Raw genomic sequence first — 19,340 nt, forward strand, 5'->3', positions numbered from 1 at the left:
TCCGAGACGGAGGACGACATGCAGAAGATCACGACCTACCTGTGGTTCGACAACCAGGCCGAGGAGGCCGCCACGCTCTACACCTCGCTGTTCGAGGACTCCAAGCTCGTGGAGGTGCACCGGCAGGGCGAGGGCAGCCCGGCCATGATGGTGACCTTCGAGCTGGCCGGCCAGCGCTACCTGGCGCTGAACGGCGGGCCCGGCCACGACTTCAGCGACGCGATCTCGCTCTTCGTCGACTGCGAGGACCAGGAGGAGGTCGACCGGCTCTGGGGAGCACTGACCGCCGACGGCGGGCAGGAGGGCCCCTGCGGCTGGCTCACCGACAAGTACGGGGTGTCGTGGCAGATCATCCCGAAGGCGCTGCCCAGGCTGATGAGCGACCCCGACCCGGCCAGGGCGCAGCGCGCGATGCAGGCCATGCGGACGATGACCAAGATCGACGTGAAGGCGCTGGAGGACGCGGCGCGGGGCTGATCACCAGTTCCGGAGGGAGCGGCGCAGGATCCCCGCCGCTTCCTCCTGGCCGACCGGCTTGGGCGCGGTGGTCAGCAGGCGCTGCTGCTTGAGCGTGCCCTCCACCAGGTCAGGGATGTCGGACTCGGTGTAGCCGACGCCGCCGATGCCGTTCGGCAGCCCGATGTCGCGCATCAGCCGGGTCAGCGCCGACGGCAGCCGCTCGGCCGGATCGTCCTGCGCGGAGCCGGGATCGAGCAGGGCGGCCGCCCGCAGATGCCGCTCGGGCGTGGCCTCGAAGGTGAAGCGGAACGCCTCGGGCGCCGTGAGCGCCACCGCCATGCCGTGCGGCACCATCGGCTCGCCGGCCGGATATCCGTCAGGGTGGAAGCCGCGCACGCGTCCGGCGATCGGGTAGGCGTTCGCGTGCGGGATGTGCACGCCGGCGTTGCCGAAGCCGAGCCCGGCGAACGTGGCCGCGAGCGCCATCTCGCCGCGCGCCCGCACGTCGCTCCCGTCGCGCACCGCCGCCCTGAACGAGGTCGCGAGCAGCGCCAGGGCCCGCTCGGCCCACATGTCCGAGATCGGGTTGCTCCCGCAGTACGGCACGCGCTGCTCGGGCCGTTTGCGCTCGAACGCGGTGTACGGCTTGGCCGTGTAGCTCTCCAGCGCGTGGCAGAGGATGTCCATCCCGGCGGCGGCCGTCACCCCGGCGGGCTGGCTGAGCGTCAGGTCCGGGTCGACCACCGCCAGGACCGGGCGCAGCCGTACGTGGCTGATGCCCGACTTGACCTTGAGCGAGAGCACGTCGAGCACGCAGACCGTGGTGCTCTCGGCGCCGGTGCCCGTCGTGGTCGGGACCGCGACCAGCGGCTTGAGCGGCTCGGAGGGCGCCCGGCCGCCGCCGACGGGGACGTTGACGTAGTCGATCAGCTCACCCGGGTTCGTGGTCAGCAGGTTCACGGCCTTGGCCGTGTCGATGCTGGATCCGCCGCCGACCGCCACGAAGGCGTCCCACGGGCCGGTGGCGCGGGCGTGCTCGATGGCCTCGCGCATGCTGTCGTCGGTCGGCTCGACGTGCACGCGGTCGAAGACGGCCGCCTCGATGCCGTAACCGGCCAGCTGTGCGGCGATGCGGTGCGGGTGCCCGGTGGCGGCGACGCCCGGATCGGTGACGACCAGCGCGCGGCGCACGCCGTACTGGGACAGGTCGTAGCCCACCTCGGCGGAGGCGCCGGGGCCGAACTTGAGCGCGGGAGCCCCGTAGGTGAAGACGGATTCCACTCTCCACTGATCTATCACAGCGCTAGTGGGGCGTGCGGTGGCGGGCTCTGGAGGCGGCGGCGTGGGCGCGGTTGGCGCAGCGGGTGGAGCAGAACTGGCGGCGGCCGGGGCGGCTGCGGTCCACGAAGGCGTCGGTGCACGGGTCGGCCGCGCACTGGCGCAGGCGTTCCCAGTCGCCGGCCGCCGCCAGGTCGAGCAGCTCGGCGACGGCGCGGACCGCCAGCCGTACCGGCAGACCCGACCCTGCGGGGGCCGCGAGGCGGAGCACGGGCAGGCCGGACTCGTCCACCACCGCGGCTCGCGCGGGCAGTGCGGCGGCCCAGGCGGCGAGCGCGTCCGTCCGCGCGGAGGACGCCAGCACCTCGCGCAGGCGCGAGCGCACCTGCCTGACGCCGTCGAGATCGAGGTCGCCGGGCTGTTCTCCCAGCTCGGCGCAGAAGTCGCGCAGCGCATCCCTGGTGGGAAGCCGCTCCGGCTCGGCCAGGAACGGGTCCCAGGTGTTGGCCAGGTCGATCGCCACCAACCCCGTGTCCGCGAAGTGGCGCATCCTGTCTCCTCCTGCTAGCGTCACGACTATGAGCACTATAACCCCTGACAAGAAGTACGCGGTCCTGGACGCCCCCTCGAATCTCGGCCTGCGCCCGCCCGCGCCCGACACGGTGCCCGGCTGCTACAAGGCGCCCTGGGCGCTGCGGGATGCGGGACTGGTCGCCAGGCTCGGCGCGAGGGACGCGGGGGCGCTGGTGCCGCCGCGCTACGTGACCACCTGGAAGCCGGGCGACGGCGTGCGCAACGGCCCCGCGATCGCCGCCTACGCGCGCAGGCTGGCCGAGCGGGTGACCGAACTCAGGCGCGCCGGGGACTTCCCCGTGCTGCTCGGGGGCGACTGCTCGATCGTGCTCGGCCCCGCGCTGGCGCTGCGCAGGGAGGGCCGCTTCGGCCTGGCCTACCTGGACGCGCACAGCGACTTCCGCCACCTGGGCAACTCGCCGCACGTCGGCGCGGCGGCCGGCGAGGACGTGGCGCTGGCCACCGGGCGCGGCGACGACTACCTGGTCGACATCGACGGGCTCAAGCCGTACGTCAGGGACGAGGACGTGATCCTGCTCGGCGTCCGCGACGAGGAGGACCTGGGTGACCACGACGGGGTGCTCACCCACGTGAGCAGCGCCGAGATCGGCCGTGCGGTCGAGGCCGCCGTGGAGGCCACCGGGAAGGTCATGGCCGGGCTCGACGGCTTCTGGATCCACATGGACGCCGACGTCCTCGACCCGTCCGTGCTGAGCGCGGTCGACTCGCCCACCCCCGGCGGCCTCGACCGCGGGCAGGCGGTCGACCTGCTGCGCGGCCTGCTGGCGCTGCCCGGCGCGGCCGGGATCCAGGTGACGATCTACGACCCGGACCTGGACGAGGACGGCTCGCAGGCGGCCGTGCTCGCCGACGTCATCGTGGCGGCGCTGACCGGCTGACGGTGCTGACGATGTCGTCGGCCACCGAGGGACGGCCGACGCCCGGCTGGCAGGTCATGAAGGGGTCCCAGCCATAGGAGATGATCTTGGAGACGTACGGCCTGGCCGCCGCGATCTGCCGGTCCAGGCGCGCCTTGGTCGGCCGCCCGCGCAGCGGCAGCGGGTCGGCCCTGCCGCAGTCGCCGGGCACCGGGGTGGGCTCGAACGCCTCCACGTTGGCCCACAGCTCCACACCGGGCGGGATCGCCCTGGCGGCGGCCGCGTAGTAGTCGCCGGTCGAGCCGTAGTACGCCTGCCGGTTCGTGACGTTCCCCACGATGGGGGTGACGCGCGGATCGACCCTGGCGTCCACCTCCGCGGGGTCGTACACCCCGACCTTGCCCGTGCCGCGCCCGTCCTGGACGGCCACGGTCATCGGCAGCCCGGCCCTGGTGCCGGCGAGCTCGGCGAGCCCCTGACCCACCTGGCCGGGCGGGAAGCCGGGTCCTCTGCGCGCGTCGATGTACGGGCTGACCAGCAGCCTGGTGCCGGGCAGCGTCGCGGCCACCTGCGCGTGCTGCGCCCGGTACAGCCCGATCGTGGGGTCCTTGGCCGGCCGCGCCTTCACCGTCAGCTCGAAGGACTGGTACACGCCGGCGAACGCCTTCACCCCGGCGAAGCGCTGCCGGTAGTCGGCCAGCACCCGCCCGGTGAAGGCCGCCACCGCCGAGGTGTGGCGCGGATCGGGCAGCCACGGCTTGGCCGGGTCCTGCGGCGCGGCGGGCAGCCCCGGATACACCTTCATCCCGTAGCCGTCCGCCTCCGTCATCAGGTTGCCGAGCCCGTCGCCGTCGGAGACCACCAGCACCAGGTCGACGGGCCCCTTGGTGCACGAGCGGCCGAGCAGCAGCTGGTAGTAGGTCCGCCCGTCCCGCTCGAAGCGCCGCTCGCCGGGGCAGCGCAGCAGCCCTGGCCCGAACTGCTCGCTGGTGACGTAGGTGTAGACCCGCCTGACCTTCCGCCCGGTCTGGTAGCAGCCCGGGCAGTCCACCTCGGGGTCGCGCCCCGGCGCCAGCCGCGCCCCGAACGTGACGAGCGTGTCACCGCCGATCCGGTGGATCGCCTCGACCGTCCGCCGCGTCACGCACGGGTCGGAACGCGGCACGAGCCAGTAGCCGCTGATGGCGTACGACACGGCGACCCGGGTGTCGCGCGGAGCGCACCCGTCGTCGCCCGCCGATGCCCGCGTCACGGCCTCGGGAACGGCGGCGACGATCAACGCCGCGGCAGCCGCGACCACCCGCAGGCCCTTCAACCCGTGTCCCCCCAGGTCTGGTGACTGCCCTCACCCTAACCGGTCACACCGGGCCGCGTAGAGATCGTCCGCTGCTCAGCCCAGCGACAGCCGGTCCAGGTCCGGCGCGGACGCCTGATCGTTGTGGATCTTGATGGTGTTGTCTCCCGCCCGCAGCGTGACGGGCACGGTCGCGGTGTACACGACGTTGTTCCCCACCCCGTCCACCCGCACCTCGACGGGCGCGGCGTCGTTGACCGTGACGAAGAACGAGCGCGGCCCGTTGACCGTGTAGTCGACGTAGAGCGTCCGCTGCCCGGCCGCGTCCACGGTGACGTGCTCGAACAGCACGTACGCGTCGGGGTCGCCGCCGAGGTTGCGCACCTTCTGCCCGCCGGAGCAGGCACCGCAGCTCGTGATGCCCGAGCTGCCCAGCCCGTTGGCCGAGTCCTCCGCCTCCCGCATCCAGATCCGGTCGGCCGGGCGCGGCCGCACGCCGACCTTCCTGGTGACCTGCCCGGGACGGCCCAGATTCTGGAAGGAGGCCGTGACCGGGATGTCCGCCGATGTCGCGGCCGGCGCGGTCAGCGTCCACGATCCGGTGATCGTCTGCCCGAGCCGCAGCGCGTTCGCCTTCACCGGATCGCCCCGCACCGTCCAGCCCGCCGGCGCGGCAGGGGCCAGCGTGACCTGGTCGAGCTGGTCGTCGGCGTCCATCCTGAGCGTGGCCGACACCTTGATCGACTGCTCGCCGGGGCCGGTCCACTGCAGGCCGCCCGGCTCCACGGTCATCGTGGTCCTCGGCAGGTCGGGCGGCAGCGGCGCCACCGCGATCCTGTCCAGCCCCGGTCCGCGCGCGTCGGTGCTGAAGACCGTGACCGTGTTCGCCCCGGCGTTCAGCGGTACGGCTACCGCCGTGCTCGACACGACGTCCGGGTTGTCGCCGGGGACGTGCACCTCCAGCGGGGCGGCGCCGTTGACGCTGACCGACAGCTCGCCGGGGATCGCCGCGGTGTGGTCCAGCTGGAGGCGGTAGGTGCCTGCCGTACCGGCCTGGACGTCGTGGAAGGTCACCGCGTTGCGCGCGCCGCCGCCGAGCCCCGACACCCGCAAGACGCCCGAGCAGGCCAGGCACGGGAACGGGTGGGCGGTGCCCGACCTGGCGGCGCGCTCGGCCTCCAGCGGGACGGGCGTGGCGATCGCCAGTGGCGACGCGGAGGCGACCTTGATCTCGTCGATCTGGAGCTGGTTCACGAAGCGTGGCGCCTGCTTGCCCGCCCAGGTGTTGACCACTTCGAGGCGGATGTACCTGGTCAGGTGCTCGCCGAGGTCGATGAACTGGACGCCGCGGGCGCTGCGCAGCGCGCCCGTCCTGATCGGCTCGCCCCAGTCCTTGCCGTCCTTGCTGAGGTAGACGCGGTAGTCCTTGATCCGCGCGGAGTCCTCGGGCCTGCCGAACGTCTCGCGGGCGTAGGTCGGCGACCACTCGCGCTGGTTGATCGCCAGGCTCGAGACCAGCCTCGGCCTGCCCAGGTCCAGGTCGACAGGGAAGGGGAGTCGCCCCTTGTTGTCCCAGTTCTTTCCGGCGGAGAACATGAACCGCTGACCCGCGGTCTCGACCTTGAACACGGTGTCATAGGTGTCCCAGGTGGTGATGCCGAGGATGGTCAGGTAGCCGCCCGACTGGCTGAAGCGCATCCGCTCCCCGGTCCGCAGGTCGGTCACGCCCGTCACCTGGTAGCCGTTGTCGCGCAGCCGTACCAGGTCGGTGCTGGGCCGGGTGACCACGTGCACGTACTGGACCCTGGCGCCGGGCTCGACGGTGACGACGCCGTGGGCGCCGTCGTTCCAGAAGCCGGGCTGCATGCCGCCGTACATGTAGCCGCCGCCCTCGATGCCCTTGAGCGACTTCTCGATCGGCGGCACCCAGGTGGACATGAACGCGTTGAACGCCTCCTGGTTGGCCGGGAACCTCCCGTTCACCATCGGGGTCTCGGCCATCAGCGACTTGATCGACGATCCGGCGTTGGTGACGTACCGGCCGGTGCTGAGGCGGTGGTCGACGGCCGGGTCGGTGCCGTTGTACCACCAGTCGCCGGTGGTGGGCAGCTTGTAGTCGGCCTCCACGAGCCTGGGCATCGGCGTCCAGGCGGCCTGCGGGTAGTCGTAGGGCGGCGTCATGCCGGTCTTCTGCTCGTTGCTGACCGTGTCCATGATCGGGGTGTCTTCGTTGTTGTTGCTCAGCAGCCAGGCAGGCTGCTTCTCCCTGATCTGCTCGTAGAGGTGGTGCTGCTCCCAGTACTCGTTGTCGTTGTCGATCCAGAAGCCCGCCAGGTCCTGGTAGCGCTCCATGACCTCGAAGAACAGGTCGTAGCTGTACATGCCGAAGCCGGGCCGGGTGGTCAGGTCCACCTGCTGCCCCTTGTAGGCGGAGTACGCGGCGGAGTCGAGCGTCTCGACGCCGGTCTCCTTGTGCCACTGCGGGTCGTCGGTCATGTAGAGCAGCACGCGCACGCCCTTGGCCTTGCCCGCCGCGATCAGCTCGCCGAGGAAGTCGCGCCCGGTCGTGCAACTGCCCGGGATCTTCGACGGCCATGGCCGCGCGTAGCCGAGCCTGCTGTGGAAGGTCGCGAGCACGATGTAGGAGGCGCCGAGCTCGCGCGCCTGGTCGACCCAGTAGTCAGGGTTCCAGCCGCCGTTCGTGACGTCCTTCTCCCAGGCGGCGCAGTCCAGGTGGCGCGGCGCGGTGAACATGCCCCAGTGCAGGAACAACCCTGCCGTCGAGGCGCGTAACCACTGCTGCCGCGGATGTTCGACCTCGGCTCCCGCCGGCCGCATCCCCACCAGACTCGTCAGCAGCAGGACCAGCAGGAACGCGGATAAGCGCCTCATTTCCCGTCTCCCTCAACGGTGAACGGTGCAGACATCCGATGATTACCCTGCGAATGCCTAGATCGTCAAGGCCTTGAGTCATGTTGGCGGCGACTCATCCGATGATTGTCGGACGGCCGTGTGAAATGAACCGAAAGGGGTGATGGATCCGTATTCTCGGAACGGGGCCCACGGGGGTTGGTGCGAAGTGAGCACGAGCACGAGCACGAGCACGATCGCGTCCGGGGAACGCGCACTGTACGCCGACGGCGACATACACAGCGGCAGACGCTGGTTCGACGCCGCCTACCGCGAGGCGGAGCGCTCCGGCGACGTGCCCGCGATGGCGCGGGCCGCGCTGGGGCTGGGCGGGTTATGGGTGCACGAGCACCGGACGGCGGCCGAGGCCGCCATGGTCCGGCTGCGCCAGCGCGAGGCTCTGGCGCGCGTCGATCCCGCCTCGCCGCTCGCGCTCAGGCTGCGCGTACGGCTGGCCGCCGAGGCCGACTACCGCACGGGCGGGTATGACGAGGCGCTGGCCCTGCTCGGCAAGGCCAGGGACGCCGGCGACCCGGTGGCACTGGCCGAGGCGCTGAGCCTGGCGCACCACTGCGTGCTCGGCCCCGAGCACGGCACGCTCAGGCTGGAGCTGGCCACCGAGCTGATCGCGGAGGCCTCCAGGACCGGCCGGCGCAGCGACCTGCTGATGGGGCTGCTGTGGCACACCGTGGACCTCTTCCTGGTGGGCGACCCGCACGCCGAGCGGAGCCTGGGCGAGCTGCGCGGCATGCTGAAGGGCCACGACCACCTGGCGGTCGGGTTCGTGCTGAGCGCCATCGACGTCATGATCAGCATCAGGGCCGGCCGGTTCGACCAGGCCGAGGCCCTGGCCGCCGAGTGCGCCCAGCGCGGCACCGAGGCCGGCGACGTGGACGCGACCGGCTGGTACGCGGTGCAGCTCGCCACGATCCGCTGGTACCAGGGGCGGGTGGGCGAGCTGGTGCCGGTGCTGGCCGAACTGTCGGGCACGCCGGTGCTGAGCGCGGTGGACAACTCGGTGTACGCGGGGTTGGCGGTGGCCGCGGCCACGGCGGGCGACCGGCGGCTGGCCGAGAGCATGCTGGCCCGGCTGCGCGGCAGGGACCTGGCGGAGCTGCCGCGCTCGAGCAGCTGGCTGATGTCGATGTACGCGATCACGGAGGCGGCCGCGCTGCTGGGCGACGCGCTGACCGCGGGGCAGGTGTACGGGCTGCTGCTGCCGTACGCGGGGATGCCGGTGATCGCGAGCCTGGGCGCGGCCTGCTTCGGCTCGACCCGGCACACGCTCGGGGTGGCCGCGATGACCATGGGCGACATGGAACGTGCCATCGGTCATCTGGAGGCCGCGGTGCACGACAACCTGGCCTTCGGCCACTGGCCCGCCGTGGTGCTGTCGCGTTCCCGGCTGGCCGAGGTGTACGCGCTGGTGCACGGCTCGCACGACGGCCGGGCCAGGCACGAGCTGGCCAAGGTCGAGCGGGACGCCGACGCGCTCGGCATGATGCTGCCGTGCGCGAGCCGGCGGGTGGCGATGGCGCGCACGGGCCGCCAGTGGCGGGTCGAGCTGCAGGGGCGCGGCGCGCTGGTCGACCACAGCGTCGGCATGGGCTACCTGGCGACGCTGCTGGCCAACCCCGGACAGGAGATCCCGGCCGCCGAGCTGGCGGGCAACCCGCACGCCGACTCGACCCGGCAGCCCGTGCTCGACGAGGAGGCGCGGCGCAGCTACCGGCGGCGGCTCGCGCAGCTGGAGGAGCTGCCACGCTCGGAGGCGGCGGAGGCCGAGCGCGACTGGCTGCTGGCCGAGCTGGCCGCAGCGACGGGGCTGGGCGGTCGGGCCAGGCAGTTCGCCGGGAACGACGAGCGGGCCAGGATCGCGGTCGGCAAGGCGATCCGGCGCGCGGTCGACCGCATCGCCGCCGTGGACCGCGCCATCGGCGACCACCTGCGCGCCACGGTCCACACGGGTGCCCGCTGCTCCTACGGTCCGGGCTAGCCGGGCAGCTCCGCTCTCCTGCGGCGGAGGAACGCCTGCTCGGCGGCGTTCTCCGTGCGCGCGAGCGCCGCGTCGTAGGCCTGGGCGGCCTCGGTGTCCCTGCCCAGGCGGCGCAGCAGGTCGGCGCGGATGGCGTGGAAGAGGTGGAAGCGGTCGAGGTCGAGCCCGTCGACGAGCTCGAGCGCCGCCGCCGGGCCGTCGACCTCGGCCACCGCGACCGCCCTGTTCAGCGCCACGATCGGCGTCGGCGTGAAGGTCATGAGCTGGTCGTAGAGCTGGACGATCTGCCGCCAGTCCGTGACGGGATCGGTGTGCACCGCGTTGATCGCCGCCTGGACCTGGTACGGGCCGGGCGCGCCCCGCCGCAGGCACCGGCGCACCAGCTCCCTGCCCTCCGCGACCAGCCGCGCGTCCCACAGCGCGCGGTCCTGGTCCGCCAGCAGCACCAGCTCGCCCCGCGCGTCCGTCCGCGCGGCCCCGCGTGACTCGACGAGCAGCATCAGCGCGAGCAACCCCATGACCTCGGGCTCGTCCGGCATCAGCTCGGCCAGCAGCCGGCCGAGCCTGATGGCCTCCGCGCACAGGCTCTCGCGGGTCAGCCGGTCGCCCGAGCTGGCCGTGTAGCCCTCATTGAAGATCAGGTAGACCACGGCCAGCACCGCCCGCAGCCGGTCGGGCAGGTCAGGTTCCCTCGGCACCCGGTAGGGGATGCCCGCGTCACGGATCTTGCCCTTGGCCCTGACCAGGCGCTGGGCCATGGTCGGCTCCGGCAACAGGAACGCGCGCGCGATCTCGGCCGTGCTCAGCCCGCCGAGCAGCCGCAGCGTCAGCGCGACCTGGGCGCTCATCGCCAGCGCGGGATGGCAGCAGGTGAAGATCAGGCGCAGCCGGTCGTCGCGCACGGGGCCCTCCTCGGGCGGCTCGTCGGTGGCGTGCAGCAGGGCGGCCTGGGCGTGCTTCTCCTCGCGCGCGGACTCGCGGCGCAGCCGGTCGATCCCGCGGTTCCTGGCCGTGGTGATGATCCAGCCGGCCGGGCTCGGCGGGATCCCGTCCTGCGGCCACTTCCTGACGGCCACGGCGAAGGCGTCCTGGACCGCCTCCTCGGCCACGTCGATGTCGCCGAAGTAGCGCACCAGGACCGCCACCGCCCTGCCGTACTCCTCGCGGAAGACCTGCTCGACGCCGGTCATGCGCAGGGACGCACCTCGACAGGCAGGCCGAGCAGCAGTGACAGGCGGCGGCCCCAATCGAGCGCGGCGTCCAGGTCCGCCACCCGGATGATCGTGAAGCCGCCCAGGTGCTCCTTGCCCTCGGCGAACGGGCCGTCGGTGATCAGCACGTCACCGTCCTTCGGGCGCAGGAGGGTGGCCGTGCTGACGTCGTGCAGCCCGGCGGCGAACACCCACACGCCCCTGTCCCGCATCTCCTGGTTGAGCACCGCCAGGTCGCGCATGATCGGGTCCAGCACCTCGGGCGGGGGCGGGTCGCCGTCGGGCTGGACGATGCTGAGCATGTACTCCTTCATGTCCTTCACACGAACAGGATGCCCGCGGATCGACACTCAGCCGAGATTCAGCAGCCCCCGATCCACCACGGCGCGGCCGAAGGGCCTGGCGAGCTCCGCCAGCCGCTCGCAGCCGTCCTCGCCGAGCGCGGCGTAGGCGGGCAGCGCCAGCGCGTCCGTGCGGTCCTCGACGTGCTGGCGCAGCGCCTTGCCCGCGGTGCTGAGCTCGTCGCCGTCCAGCAGGCCCCGCTCGCGCAGCCGCTCCTCCGTCTCGGCCCACTCCGCCTCCGGCCAGTTCCTGCTGACCTTGAGGAACACGGGCGGGACCGTGCCGCTGCAGGCGTGCAGCACCAGCGCCTCCAGCGGTCCGATGCCCTCGGACAGCAGGATCGCCACGTGGCCGTCGCCGCGGAACTCGCGCAGCAGCGTCTGGGCGTGCCACAGCCGCAGGATCGGCTCGTCGGGCCAGTCAAGCGTGGCGTGCGCGGCGAACAGCGGCCTGCCCTGCGGGTGCTCGCAGGCCGCCTCCGCGGCGCGGGTGGCCAGGGCGAGGGTCTCCTCCAGTCCGGGCAGCTCGTGGATCCCGGCCCTGCGCAGGGCGGCGCCCGCCGCCTCGACCCGGGCGGCCAGCAGTTGCCCGGGGGTGGTGACGTCCCACGCGGCGGGGATGGCTCGCCGTACGAGGGTGGGGTTGAAGTTGTAGAAGGTGGCGATGACCAGGTCGGCGCTCGCGCGGCCGAGGGCGGCGGCGCGGGAGGCGAAGTAGCCCGCGCGGTCCTTCAGGCCCAGCGCGGCGTAGCGTTCCGCGGCCTCGGGGACGAAGTAGATCATGCCGTGCACCGGCTCCAGGCGGCGCCAGGCGGCGCGCGCGGCCTTCACGACAGGCCTGCCACGAAGCGCGCCATGCCGGCCAGCCAGCGGTCGGGGTCCTCGGCCTTGCGCTGGGCGAAGTCGGCCACCTCCGGGTGCGGGAAGATGTGGAAGCGCTCGGCTTCCAGACCGTCGATCACGGCTTGCGCCACGGCCCCCGGCTCGAGGATCGCGCCGGACGCGCCCACTGCGCGGGCCGTCAGGTGATCCTCCTCCAGGCCCTTGGCCAGCATGTTCGTGCGCACGCCCTGCGGGCACAGCACGCTCACCTTGATCCCCTGGGGCGCGTAGTGGATCGAGACCCACTCGGCGAAGGAGATGGCCGCCGCCTTGGTGACCGCGTACGGCGCGTCGCCGGGGCAGCTGATCAGCCCGGCGGCCGAGCAGGTGTTGAGCAGGTAGCCGCCGCCGCGCTCGACCATGGAGGGCACGACCGCCCTGGCCGCGTACACGTGGGCCATCAGGTTGACGTGGAAGAGCCGGTCCCACTCCTCGGCGGGGGCGTCCAGCCCGTGCCCGCCGATCACGCCGGCGTTGGAGCAGAACAGGTCGACGGGGCCGAACGGCGTCTCCGCCAGCGCGGCGACCTCCTCCTCCCGCGACACGTCGGCCCGTACGGCTGCCGCCCGATCACCGATCTCCTTGGCCACCGCCCCGGCGCCCGCCTCGTCCACGTCCGCGACCACCACCCCTCTGGCGCCCTCGGCGGCGAACCTGAGCGCCATGGCCCGCCCGATCCCGCCGGCCGCGCCCGTGACGACCACGACCTTGTCCCGCACCTGCATGCGACGCACCTCCAAATGTTCTAGAACGTCATTCTGTAGGGCCTCCGGCTGGGCAACAAGGTGGGTGAGGCAGCATTCTTGGCGTGCCACACGCCATCACCGCGGATGCGATCGAACTGTCCTACCAGGTCAGGGGTGCCGGGGAACCGCTGCTCCTGCTGCCGGGCCAGGCCAATTCCCACCACTGGTGGGACGGGGTCAGGGACGACTTCGAGACCCGCTACCGGACGATCACCTTCGACTACCGGGGCACGGGTGGCAGCGACAAGCCCGACGTGCCCTACAGCACCCGCGGGTTCGCCGAGGACGCCCTGGCCGTGCTCGACGACCTGGGCGTGGAGCGCGCGCACGTCTACGGAACCTCGATGGGCGGCCGGGTCGCCCAGTGGCTGGCGGCCGACCATCCCGATCGGGTCGGCGCCCTGGTCCTCGGCTGCACCTCGCCCGGCGGCCGGCACGGGATCGAGCGGTCGCAGGAGATCAGGAAGGCGCTGGCGCAGCCGGACCGGGCCGCGGCCGAGCGGGTCCTGCTCGAGCTGATGTACACGCCGGACTGGCTGGCCACCCACCCGGGCCCGCACAACACGGTCGGTGACTTCGCCATGCCGAGCTACGCGCGGGCGCGGCACCTGGCCGCGAGCGCCGGGCACGACGGCTGGGACGCGCTGCCGCGCATCCAGGCGCGCACGCTGGTCATCCACGGCGGCGACGACGTCTTCAACCCGGTGGCCAACGCGCCGCTGCTGGCCGAGCGGATCCCGGACGCCTCGCTGCGGCTCATCCCCGGGGCGCGGCACGCCTACTTCGAGGAGTTCCGGGCGGTCGCGGGGCCTGCCGTACTGGACTTCCTGAACCTCGGAGGTCTGTAACCCAGGCGTCCCACTGCAACCGATATTAGTTCAACTTTGGGCCTTCTGACATCGGACCTTTCGGCCTAGCTTGAGTCCATGAGCGCCTTACGGAAGGCAGCCACGTGCTTCGCTGCCGCCACACTGGTCGCCTTGTCCATGGCCGCGCCCCCAGCAAGCGCGGCGGCGACCTTCAACGTCAAGGACTACGGTGCGACCGGCAACGGGTCCTCCAACGACACAGCGGCGATCAACTCGGCGATCACCGCCGCCAACAACGCGGGCGGCGGGATCGTGGAGTTCCCCGCGGGGACCTACAAGTCGGCCAACTCCATCCACATGAAGAGCAACGTCACCCTCCAGCTCGACGCCGGCTCCACGATCATGGGCGCCTCCAACAACACCTACGACGCCCCCGAGTCCAACCCCAACGACAACTACCAGGACTACGGCCACAGCCACTTCCACAACGCGATGATCTGGGGTGACCGGCTCACCAACATCGGCTTCGTCGGCTCGGGCACCATCGACGGCGGCGGCCACCTCATCACCGGCAACCCCAACTCGGGGCAGGCCGACAAGATCATCTCGCTGACCCGGTGCGACGGGCTCACGCTGAGCGGCATCACGCTGCGGCGCGGCGGCCACTTCGCCGCGCTGACCAACGCGTGCAACAACATCACCTCCGACCACCTGCGGATCGACACCGCCTCCGACCGCGACGGCTGGAACGTGATCAGCGCGCAGAACGTGACCGTCACCAACGCCGACATCGCCGGAAACGACGACGCGCTGGTGTTCAAGAGCGACTGGGCGCTCGGCCAGACCTACGGCAACGGCCACGTCAGGGTCTCGGACTCGCACCTGTCCGCCGGCTGCTGCAACGCTCTGATGTTCGGCTCGGAGACCTGCGGCAACTTCACCGACTACCAGTTCGACCGCATCACGATCACCGGCGCGAACAAGTCGGGACTCGGCATGGTGTCCATGGACGGATCGGTCATCACCGACATCCACTACCGCGACATCACGATGTCCAACGTGCGCAGCGCGATCATGGAGAAGATCGGCACCAGGCGAAGGTGCGGCAACAGCCCGGGCATCGGCCGGATCGAGAACATCACCTACGACAACGTCACCTCGACCGGCCAGAGCAGCTCCAACTTCACCGCCACGCTGTGGGGCGAGAGCGGCACCACCAACCGGATCCGCAACGTCACCTTCAACAACGTGGACCTGACCGTGCCGGGCGGCGGCGCCTGCATGGGCACCGGCGTGCCGAGCAACAACTCCACCGACTACAACCCCAACAGCATCGGCACCCGCCCGTCCTACGGCTGGTACATCCACAACGCGCACGACGTGAAGTTCACCGACAGCTCCGTGCAGTTCAACTCCAACGACTGCAGACCGGCGGTGATCGCCAACACGGGCAGCAACGTCGCCTTCGACCACTTCACCGCCGAACGCGGCAGCAACAGCCCCAGCGACATGGTCTTCCAGACGATCACCGGCTACTGCGTGGCCAACAGCCAGAACACCACCGGCGGGGCCCTGCGGGTCAGCGCCACCGGCTCCACCCAGAGCTGCGGCGGCACCCCGTCGACGTTCCTCGAGGCGGAGGACGCCACCATCACCCAGGGCGTCGTCGAGTCCAACCACGCCGGATTCAGCGGCACCGGGTTCGTCAACGGCGACAACGTGGTCGGCTCGGGCGTTGAGTGGAACGCCAACCAGACCACGGCCGGCAGCTACAAGCTGACCATCCGCTACTCCAACGGCACGACCGCCAACCGCCCGATGGCGCTGACCGTCAACGGGACCGCGGTCGGCGAGCTGCCGTTCGCGCCTACGGCCAACTGGGACACCTGGGCCAACGCGGAGGTCACCGTGCCGCTCAACGCCGGCGCGAACTCGGTCAAGCTCGTCTCGACCACCGCGAACGGCGGGCCGAACCTGGACTACCTCGACGCCCAGCCGGCCGGTCCCGCGCCCGTCGACTACCAGGCGGAGAACGCCACGATCTCCCAGGGCGTCGTCGAGTCCAACCACCTGGGCTTCACGGGCACCGGCTTCGTCAACTACGACAACGTGACCGGCGGCTACGTCGAGTTCAGCGTGACCGCCGCCCAGGCGGGCAACGCGGCGCTGACCCTGCGCTACGCCAACGGCACCACCGCCGACAGGCCGATGGACATCGCGGTCAACGGCACGGTCGTCTCGGCCGCCCGCTCGTTCCCGCCCACGGCCAACTGGGACACCTGGGCCACCTCCACGCTGACCGTCCCGCTCAACGCCGGGACCAACACGATCCGCGCCACGGCCACCACCGCCAACGGCGGGCCCAACCTGGATCGGATCACCATCGGTTAACACTCGCGCACAGGGCCTGCCGTACCTCTATCTGAGCGGGTACGGCAGGCCGTATCGTGCGCGCATGCACGGCGTAGACCCGAGCGTTCCGAGCGTGGCCCGCATCTACGACTACTTCCTGGGCGGGAAGGACAACTACGCGGCGGACCGGGCCGCGGCCGCCCGGATCCTCGAGGTCATCCCGCACGCGCCGGAGATGGCCCGCGCCAACAGGGCCTTCCTGGGCCGGGTCGTCCGCCATCTGGTCGGGGTCGGGATCGACCAGTTCCTCGACCTCGGGACGGGGCTGCCGACGCGGGAGAACGTGCACGAGGTCGCCACCGAGGCCCGGGTCGTCTACGTGGACAACGACCCGGTCGTGCTCGTGCACGCCAGGGCGCTGCTGGCCGACAGCCCGCGCACCGAGGTCGTCGAGGGGAATCTGCACGACCCGGAGCGGATCCTGGCCGACGCGGGGGAGTACCTGGACTTCGGGCGTCCCGTCGCGGTGCTGCTGATGGCGATCCTGCACTTCTTCCCCGACGACGCCGAGGTCGCCGCGATCGTGGCGGCCCTGCGACGCCCGCTGGCGCCGGGGAGCTGCGTGGCGGTCTCGCACGGGCACGCGGGGGAGCTGCCTCCCGACTGGCGGCGGCGCGGGCGGGCCGTGTACGCGGGGACCTACGCGGGCGGGGCCGCGGGGCGCGGCAAGGAGCACCTGGCCGGATGGCTCGACGGCCTCGAACTGGTACCACCGGGAATCGTCCCCGTCCAGAAATGGCATTCCACCGAGGAAACCCCCGACCCGACCGCGGTAGGAGTCCTCGGCGCCGTCGGCTTCGTTCCCCACTGAAACCGGGAGCGCTGGGCGTAGTGTCGCGGGGGTGAGGAGTGCGCACTGGTATGCGGGGGACGACAGGAATTCCTATATCCACCGTGCCTGGATGCGGCGCGGCCTGCCCAAGGACGCCTTCGGGCGTCCCCAGATCGCCATCGCCAACACCGCCTCCGACCTGACCCCGTGCAACGCCCACCTGGACGAGGTGGCCGAGGCCGTGAAGGCGGGCGTGTGGGAGGCGGGCGGCGTGCCGCTGAACCTGCCCGTCGTCTCGCTCGGTGAGACGAACGTCCGCCCGACCGCGATGCTGTGGCGCAACCTGGCCGCGATGGCCACCGAGGAGATGCTGCGCGCCAACCCGATCGACGGCGTCGTGCTGCTGGGCGGCTGCGACAAGACGATCCCTTCGCTGCTGATGGCCGCCGCGTCGGTGGACCTGCCCGCGCTGGTCGTGCCCGGCGGCCCGATGCTGACCGGGCACTTCCGCGGCCGCCCGCTGGGCTGCGGCACCGACGTGTGGCGGCTGAGCGAGGAGGTCCGCGCCGGCGCGCTGGACAACGAGGCGTTCCTGGAGTCCGAGTCGTCCATGATCCGCAGTCGCGGCCACTGCAACACGATGGGCACCGCCTCCACGATGGCCTGCATGGCCGAGGCGCTCGGCATGACCCTGCCAGGTACGGCGGGCATCCCCGCGCCCGACAGCCGCCTGCTCCAGCAGGCCCACGAGGCGGGCAGGCTGGCCGTAGGGATCACGCGGGAGGGGCGGCGGCCCAGCACGGTGATGACCAGGGCGTCCTTCCGCAACGCGATCGTGACGCTGGCCGCGATCGGCGGGTCGACGAACGCCGTCGTGCACCTGCTGGCCATCGCCGGGCGGCTCGGGGTGGAGCTGGAGCTGGACGACTTCGACCGGATCGGGTCGGGGGTGCCGCTGCTGGTGGACCTCCAGCCCGCGGGCAGGCACCTGATGGACGACCTGTTCAGGGCGGGCGGGCTGCTCGCCGTACTCAACGAGGTGGCGGACCTCCTGGACGAGAGCGCGCTGACCGTGACGGGGCAGCCGCTGTCGCGCTATTTCGGCGAGATCTGGGACGAGGACGTCATCAGGCGGCGCGACGACCCGCTGCTGCCCGAGGCGGGAATCGCGGTGCTCAGGGGCAACCTCGCCCCGCGCGGCGCGGTCATCAAGCCCGCCGCGGCCTCCCCGGAACTGCTGCGCCACCGGGGCAGGGCCGTCGTGTTCGACAGCATCGAGGACATGAACGCGCGCCTGGACACGGTCGAGGTGGACGAGACCTCGGTGCTGGTGCTGCGCGGATGCGGGCCGCGCGGCTACCCGGGCATGCCGGAGGTGGGCAACCTGCCGCTGCCCGCCAGGCTGCTGGCCAAGGGCGTGCGCGACATGGTGCGCATCAGCGACGCGCGGATGAGCGGCACCGCCTACGGCACGGTCGTGCTGCACACAGCGCCCGAGGCGGCCGCGGGCGGGCCGCTGGCCAGGGTCAGGACCGGCGACCCGATCGTGCTCGACGTGCCGGCGCGCCGGCTCGACGTGGACGTGCCCGACGCCGAACTGGCCGCGCGCGAGCCGGTGACCACCGGGTTCGCGCGTCCGGTGCGCGGCTGGGAGCGGCTCTACGTCGACCACGTGCTCCAGGCCGACCGGGGCGCCGACCTGGACTTCCTGGTCGGCTCCAGCGGCGACCACGTCAGCAGGGAGTCACACTAGATCTCGAACACGGTCTTGCCGCGGGCGCCGCCGGACTTGTTGCGGAGCAGCGCCTCGGGCGCCTGCTCGAGCGGCAACTCCGCCTCGATCCTGACGCGGATCTTGCCGGCGTCGATCAGGTCCGCGATCAGGGCGAGCAGTTCGGGGCTCGGCGGGCTCTTCAGGTTGACGCCGACGATCTCGCGGGAGGCCAGCTCCTTCGGATCGGCCGTGAACTGCGTCGTCACCAGGTGACCGCCGGGGCGCACGATGCGTGAGAGCTGGTCGAGCGCCGCGGGGTCGGCGCTGATCGTGTCGAGGACCACGTCGATCCCCTCGGGGTGCAGCGCGAGCACCTGTTCGGCGACCGGGGCCGCCTTGTAGTCGACGACCTCGGCCGCGCCGAGCTCGCGCAGGTACTCGGCGATGTCGGCGGTCGCGGTGGCGATGACCCTGGCGCCCTGGAGGACGGCGAACTGCACGGCCTGCTGCCCCACCCCGCCGCTCGCGCCGGAGACCAGCACGGTCTGCCCCTGGTCCACCTTGGCGGTCTCGACCATGTTGTACCCGGTCATCGTGGCCCCCGGCACGGCCGCCGCCTGGGTGAACGTCATGCCGCGGGGCATCCGCGCGACCGGCGCGCCCTGGGTGAACATCCCGTACTCGGCGTAGCTGCCCAGCCCCCGCGTGACGTCCTGGAACTCCCCGTAGACCTCGTCGCCTGGCCGCAACGCGGTCACCGCGGGACCCACGGCCTCCACCACACCTGCCCCGTCCGTGCCCAGGATCAGCGGGAAGCGGTGGCGGACGCCGTCGCTCAGCATGCCCTCGGCGATCTTCCAGTCGACCGGGTTGAGCCCGGCCGCGTAGAGCCTGACGAGTATCTCGTCGGGCCCCGGCTGCGGCCTGGGCAGGTCCATGAGCTGCGGCGTGAGCATGAAGTCGGTGATGGCGATAGCACGCATGAAAATCCCCCCGAAATGCGATCGCGGAGATATGTTCCCCTATGTCGGATTAGCCAACCTCTCGCCCGGATGAGCGGTAGGC

General features: G+C 71.8%; 16 protein-coding genes. 7 read left to right on the forward strand and 9 right to left on the reverse strand.

Annotated features, from left to right (window positions below):
• Positions 1-18 precede the first annotated feature (18 nt).
• Entirely contained in the window at positions 19-477 is a 459-nt protein-coding gene (locus KIK09_RS22620; RefSeq protein WP_214321263.1) for a VOC family protein, read from the forward strand.
• Here the strand turns inward: KIK09_RS22620 and KIK09_RS22625 are convergent, their stop codons facing one another.
• A complete protein-coding gene (locus KIK09_RS22625; RefSeq protein ID WP_308164237.1) occupies positions 478-1,740 on the reverse strand; it encodes a hydroxyacid-oxoacid transhydrogenase in 1,263 nt (420 codons plus the stop codon).
• A 22-nt stretch (positions 1,741-1,762) separates the two neighbouring features.
• Positions 1,763-2,287 (reverse strand): CGNR zinc finger domain-containing protein, encoded by a 525-nt coding sequence (locus KIK09_RS22630; protein WP_214321265.1) that lies wholly within the window; start codon positions 2,285-2,287, stop codon positions 1,763-1,765.
• 28 nt (positions 2,288-2,315) lie between these two features.
• Between KIK09_RS22630 and KIK09_RS22635 the strand changes: the two genes are divergently transcribed.
• Complete coding sequence (locus KIK09_RS22635) at positions 2,316-3,209, forward strand: arginase family protein (protein ID WP_214321266.1); 894 nt, start codon at positions 2,316-2,318, stop codon at positions 3,207-3,209.
• Here KIK09_RS22635 and KIK09_RS22640 read toward each other — a convergent pair.
• Both KIK09_RS22640 and KIK09_RS22645 read right to left on the reverse strand, forming a co-directional pair.
• A complete protein-coding gene (locus tag KIK09_RS22640) occupies positions 3,184-4,503 on the reverse strand; it encodes a DUF4434 domain-containing protein (protein WP_214321267.1) in 1,320 nt (439 codons plus the stop codon). The genes KIK09_RS22635 and KIK09_RS22640 overlap by 26 nt on opposite strands.
• 75 nt (positions 4,504-4,578) lie before the next feature.
• Positions 4,579-7,374, reverse strand: a complete 2,796-nt coding sequence (locus KIK09_RS22645) for an alpha-L-fucosidase (RefSeq protein ID WP_214321268.1) — start codon at positions 7,372-7,374, stop codon at positions 4,579-4,581.
• Positions 7,375-7,561: 187 nt separating this feature from the next.
• Between KIK09_RS22645 and KIK09_RS22650 the strand changes: the two genes are divergently transcribed.
• Complete coding sequence (locus KIK09_RS22650; RefSeq protein ID WP_214321269.1) at positions 7,562-9,388, forward strand: hypothetical protein; 1,827 nt, start codon at positions 7,562-7,564, stop codon at positions 9,386-9,388.
• Here the strand turns inward: KIK09_RS22650 and KIK09_RS22655 are convergent.
• Genes KIK09_RS22655 through KIK09_RS22670 form a run of 4 tightly spaced genes read right to left on the reverse strand, consistent with a single transcriptional unit; the run spans position 9,385 to position 12,547 of the window.
• The gene (locus tag KIK09_RS22655) at positions 9,385-10,578 is read right to left on the reverse strand and encodes an RNA polymerase sigma factor (RefSeq protein ID WP_214321270.1); all 1,194 of its coding nucleotides are present in this window, start codon (positions 10,576-10,578) and stop codon (positions 9,385-9,387) included. The genes KIK09_RS22650 and KIK09_RS22655 overlap by 4 nt on opposite strands.
• Positions 10,575-10,913 (reverse strand): YciI family protein, encoded by a 339-nt coding sequence (locus KIK09_RS22660; protein ID WP_214321654.1) that lies wholly within the window; start codon positions 10,911-10,913, stop codon positions 10,575-10,577. Before KIK09_RS22660 ends, KIK09_RS22655 begins: the two co-directional genes overlap by 4 nt.
• Before the next feature lie 36 nt (positions 10,914-10,949).
• Positions 10,950-11,771, reverse strand: a complete 822-nt coding sequence (locus KIK09_RS22665) for an SCO6745 family protein (protein WP_308164238.1) — start codon at positions 11,769-11,771, stop codon at positions 10,950-10,952.
• A complete protein-coding gene (locus tag KIK09_RS22670) occupies positions 11,768-12,547 on the reverse strand; it encodes an SDR family oxidoreductase (RefSeq protein WP_214321271.1) in 780 nt (259 codons plus the stop codon). Before KIK09_RS22670 ends, KIK09_RS22665 begins: the two co-directional genes overlap by 4 nt.
• Positions 12,548-12,630: 83 nt before the next feature.
• Between KIK09_RS22670 and KIK09_RS22675 the strand changes: the two genes are divergently transcribed.
• The 4 genes from KIK09_RS22675 (at position 12,631) to KIK09_RS22690 (ending at position 18,314) form a co-directional block, all read left to right on the forward strand.
• Entirely contained in the window at positions 12,631-13,416 is a 786-nt protein-coding gene (locus tag KIK09_RS22675) for an alpha/beta fold hydrolase (protein WP_214321272.1), read from the forward strand.
• 78 nt (positions 13,417-13,494) lie between these two features.
• A complete protein-coding gene (locus KIK09_RS22680; protein ID WP_214321273.1) occupies positions 13,495-15,768 on the forward strand; it encodes a CBM35 domain-containing protein in 2,274 nt (757 codons plus the stop codon).
• 64 nt (positions 15,769-15,832) lie between these two features.
• On the forward strand, positions 15,833-16,600 hold the full coding sequence (locus KIK09_RS22685; RefSeq protein ID WP_214321274.1) for an SAM-dependent methyltransferase: 768 nt from the start codon (positions 15,833-15,835) through the stop codon (positions 16,598-16,600).
• Between the two features lie 31 nt (positions 16,601-16,631).
• Positions 16,632-18,314: an IlvD/Edd family dehydratase gene (locus KIK09_RS22690; protein ID WP_214321275.1), complete on the forward strand. Its 1,683-nt coding sequence runs from the start codon at positions 16,632-16,634 to the stop codon at positions 18,312-18,314.
• Here KIK09_RS22690 and KIK09_RS22695 read toward each other — a convergent pair.
• Complete coding sequence (locus KIK09_RS22695; protein ID WP_214321276.1) at positions 18,311-19,258, reverse strand: NADP-dependent oxidoreductase; 948 nt, start codon at positions 19,256-19,258, stop codon at positions 18,311-18,313. The two genes, KIK09_RS22690 and KIK09_RS22695, sit on opposite strands and share 4 nt — an antisense overlap.
• Positions 19,259-19,340 lie beyond the last annotated feature (82 nt).

It is taken from the genome of Nonomuraea sediminis (genome assembly GCF_018531495.1).
GTDB lineage: Bacteria > Actinomycetota > Actinomycetes > Streptosporangiales > Streptosporangiaceae > Nonomuraea > Nonomuraea sediminis.

Coding starts and splice junctions, on each gene's coding strand:
- KIK09_RS22620 (WP_214321263.1), top strand. CDS start 19: ATGCAGAAGATCACGACCTACCTGTGGTTCGACAACCAGGCCGAGGAG.
- KIK09_RS22630 (WP_214321265.1), bottom strand. CDS start 2,287: ATGCGCCACTTCGCGGACACGGGGTTGGTGGCGATCGACCTGGCCAAC.
- KIK09_RS22635 (WP_214321266.1), top strand. CDS start 2,316: ATGAGCACTATAACCCCTGACAAGAAGTACGCGGTCCTGGACGCCCCC.
- KIK09_RS22645 (WP_214321268.1), bottom strand. CDS start 7,374: ATGAGGCGCTTATCCGCGTTCCTGCTGGTCCTGCTGCTGACGAGTCTG.
- KIK09_RS22655 (WP_214321270.1), bottom strand. CDS start 10,578: ATGACCGGCGTCGAGCAGGTCTTCCGCGAGGAGTACGGCAGGGCGGTG.
- KIK09_RS22660 (WP_214321654.1), bottom strand. CDS start 10,913: ATGAAGGAGTACATGCTCAGCATCGTCCAGCCCGACGGCGACCCGCCC.
- KIK09_RS22670 (WP_214321271.1), bottom strand. CDS start 12,547: ATGCAGGTGCGGGACAAGGTCGTGGTCGTCACGGGCGCGGCCGGCGGG.
- KIK09_RS22680 (WP_214321273.1), top strand. CDS start 13,495: ATGAGCGCCTTACGGAAGGCAGCCACGTGCTTCGCTGCCGCCACACTG.
- KIK09_RS22685 (WP_214321274.1), top strand. CDS start 15,833: ATGCACGGCGTAGACCCGAGCGTTCCGAGCGTGGCCCGCATCTACGAC.
- KIK09_RS22695 (WP_214321276.1), bottom strand. CDS start 19,258: ATGCGTGCTATCGCCATCACCGACTTCATGCTCACGCCGCAGCTCATG.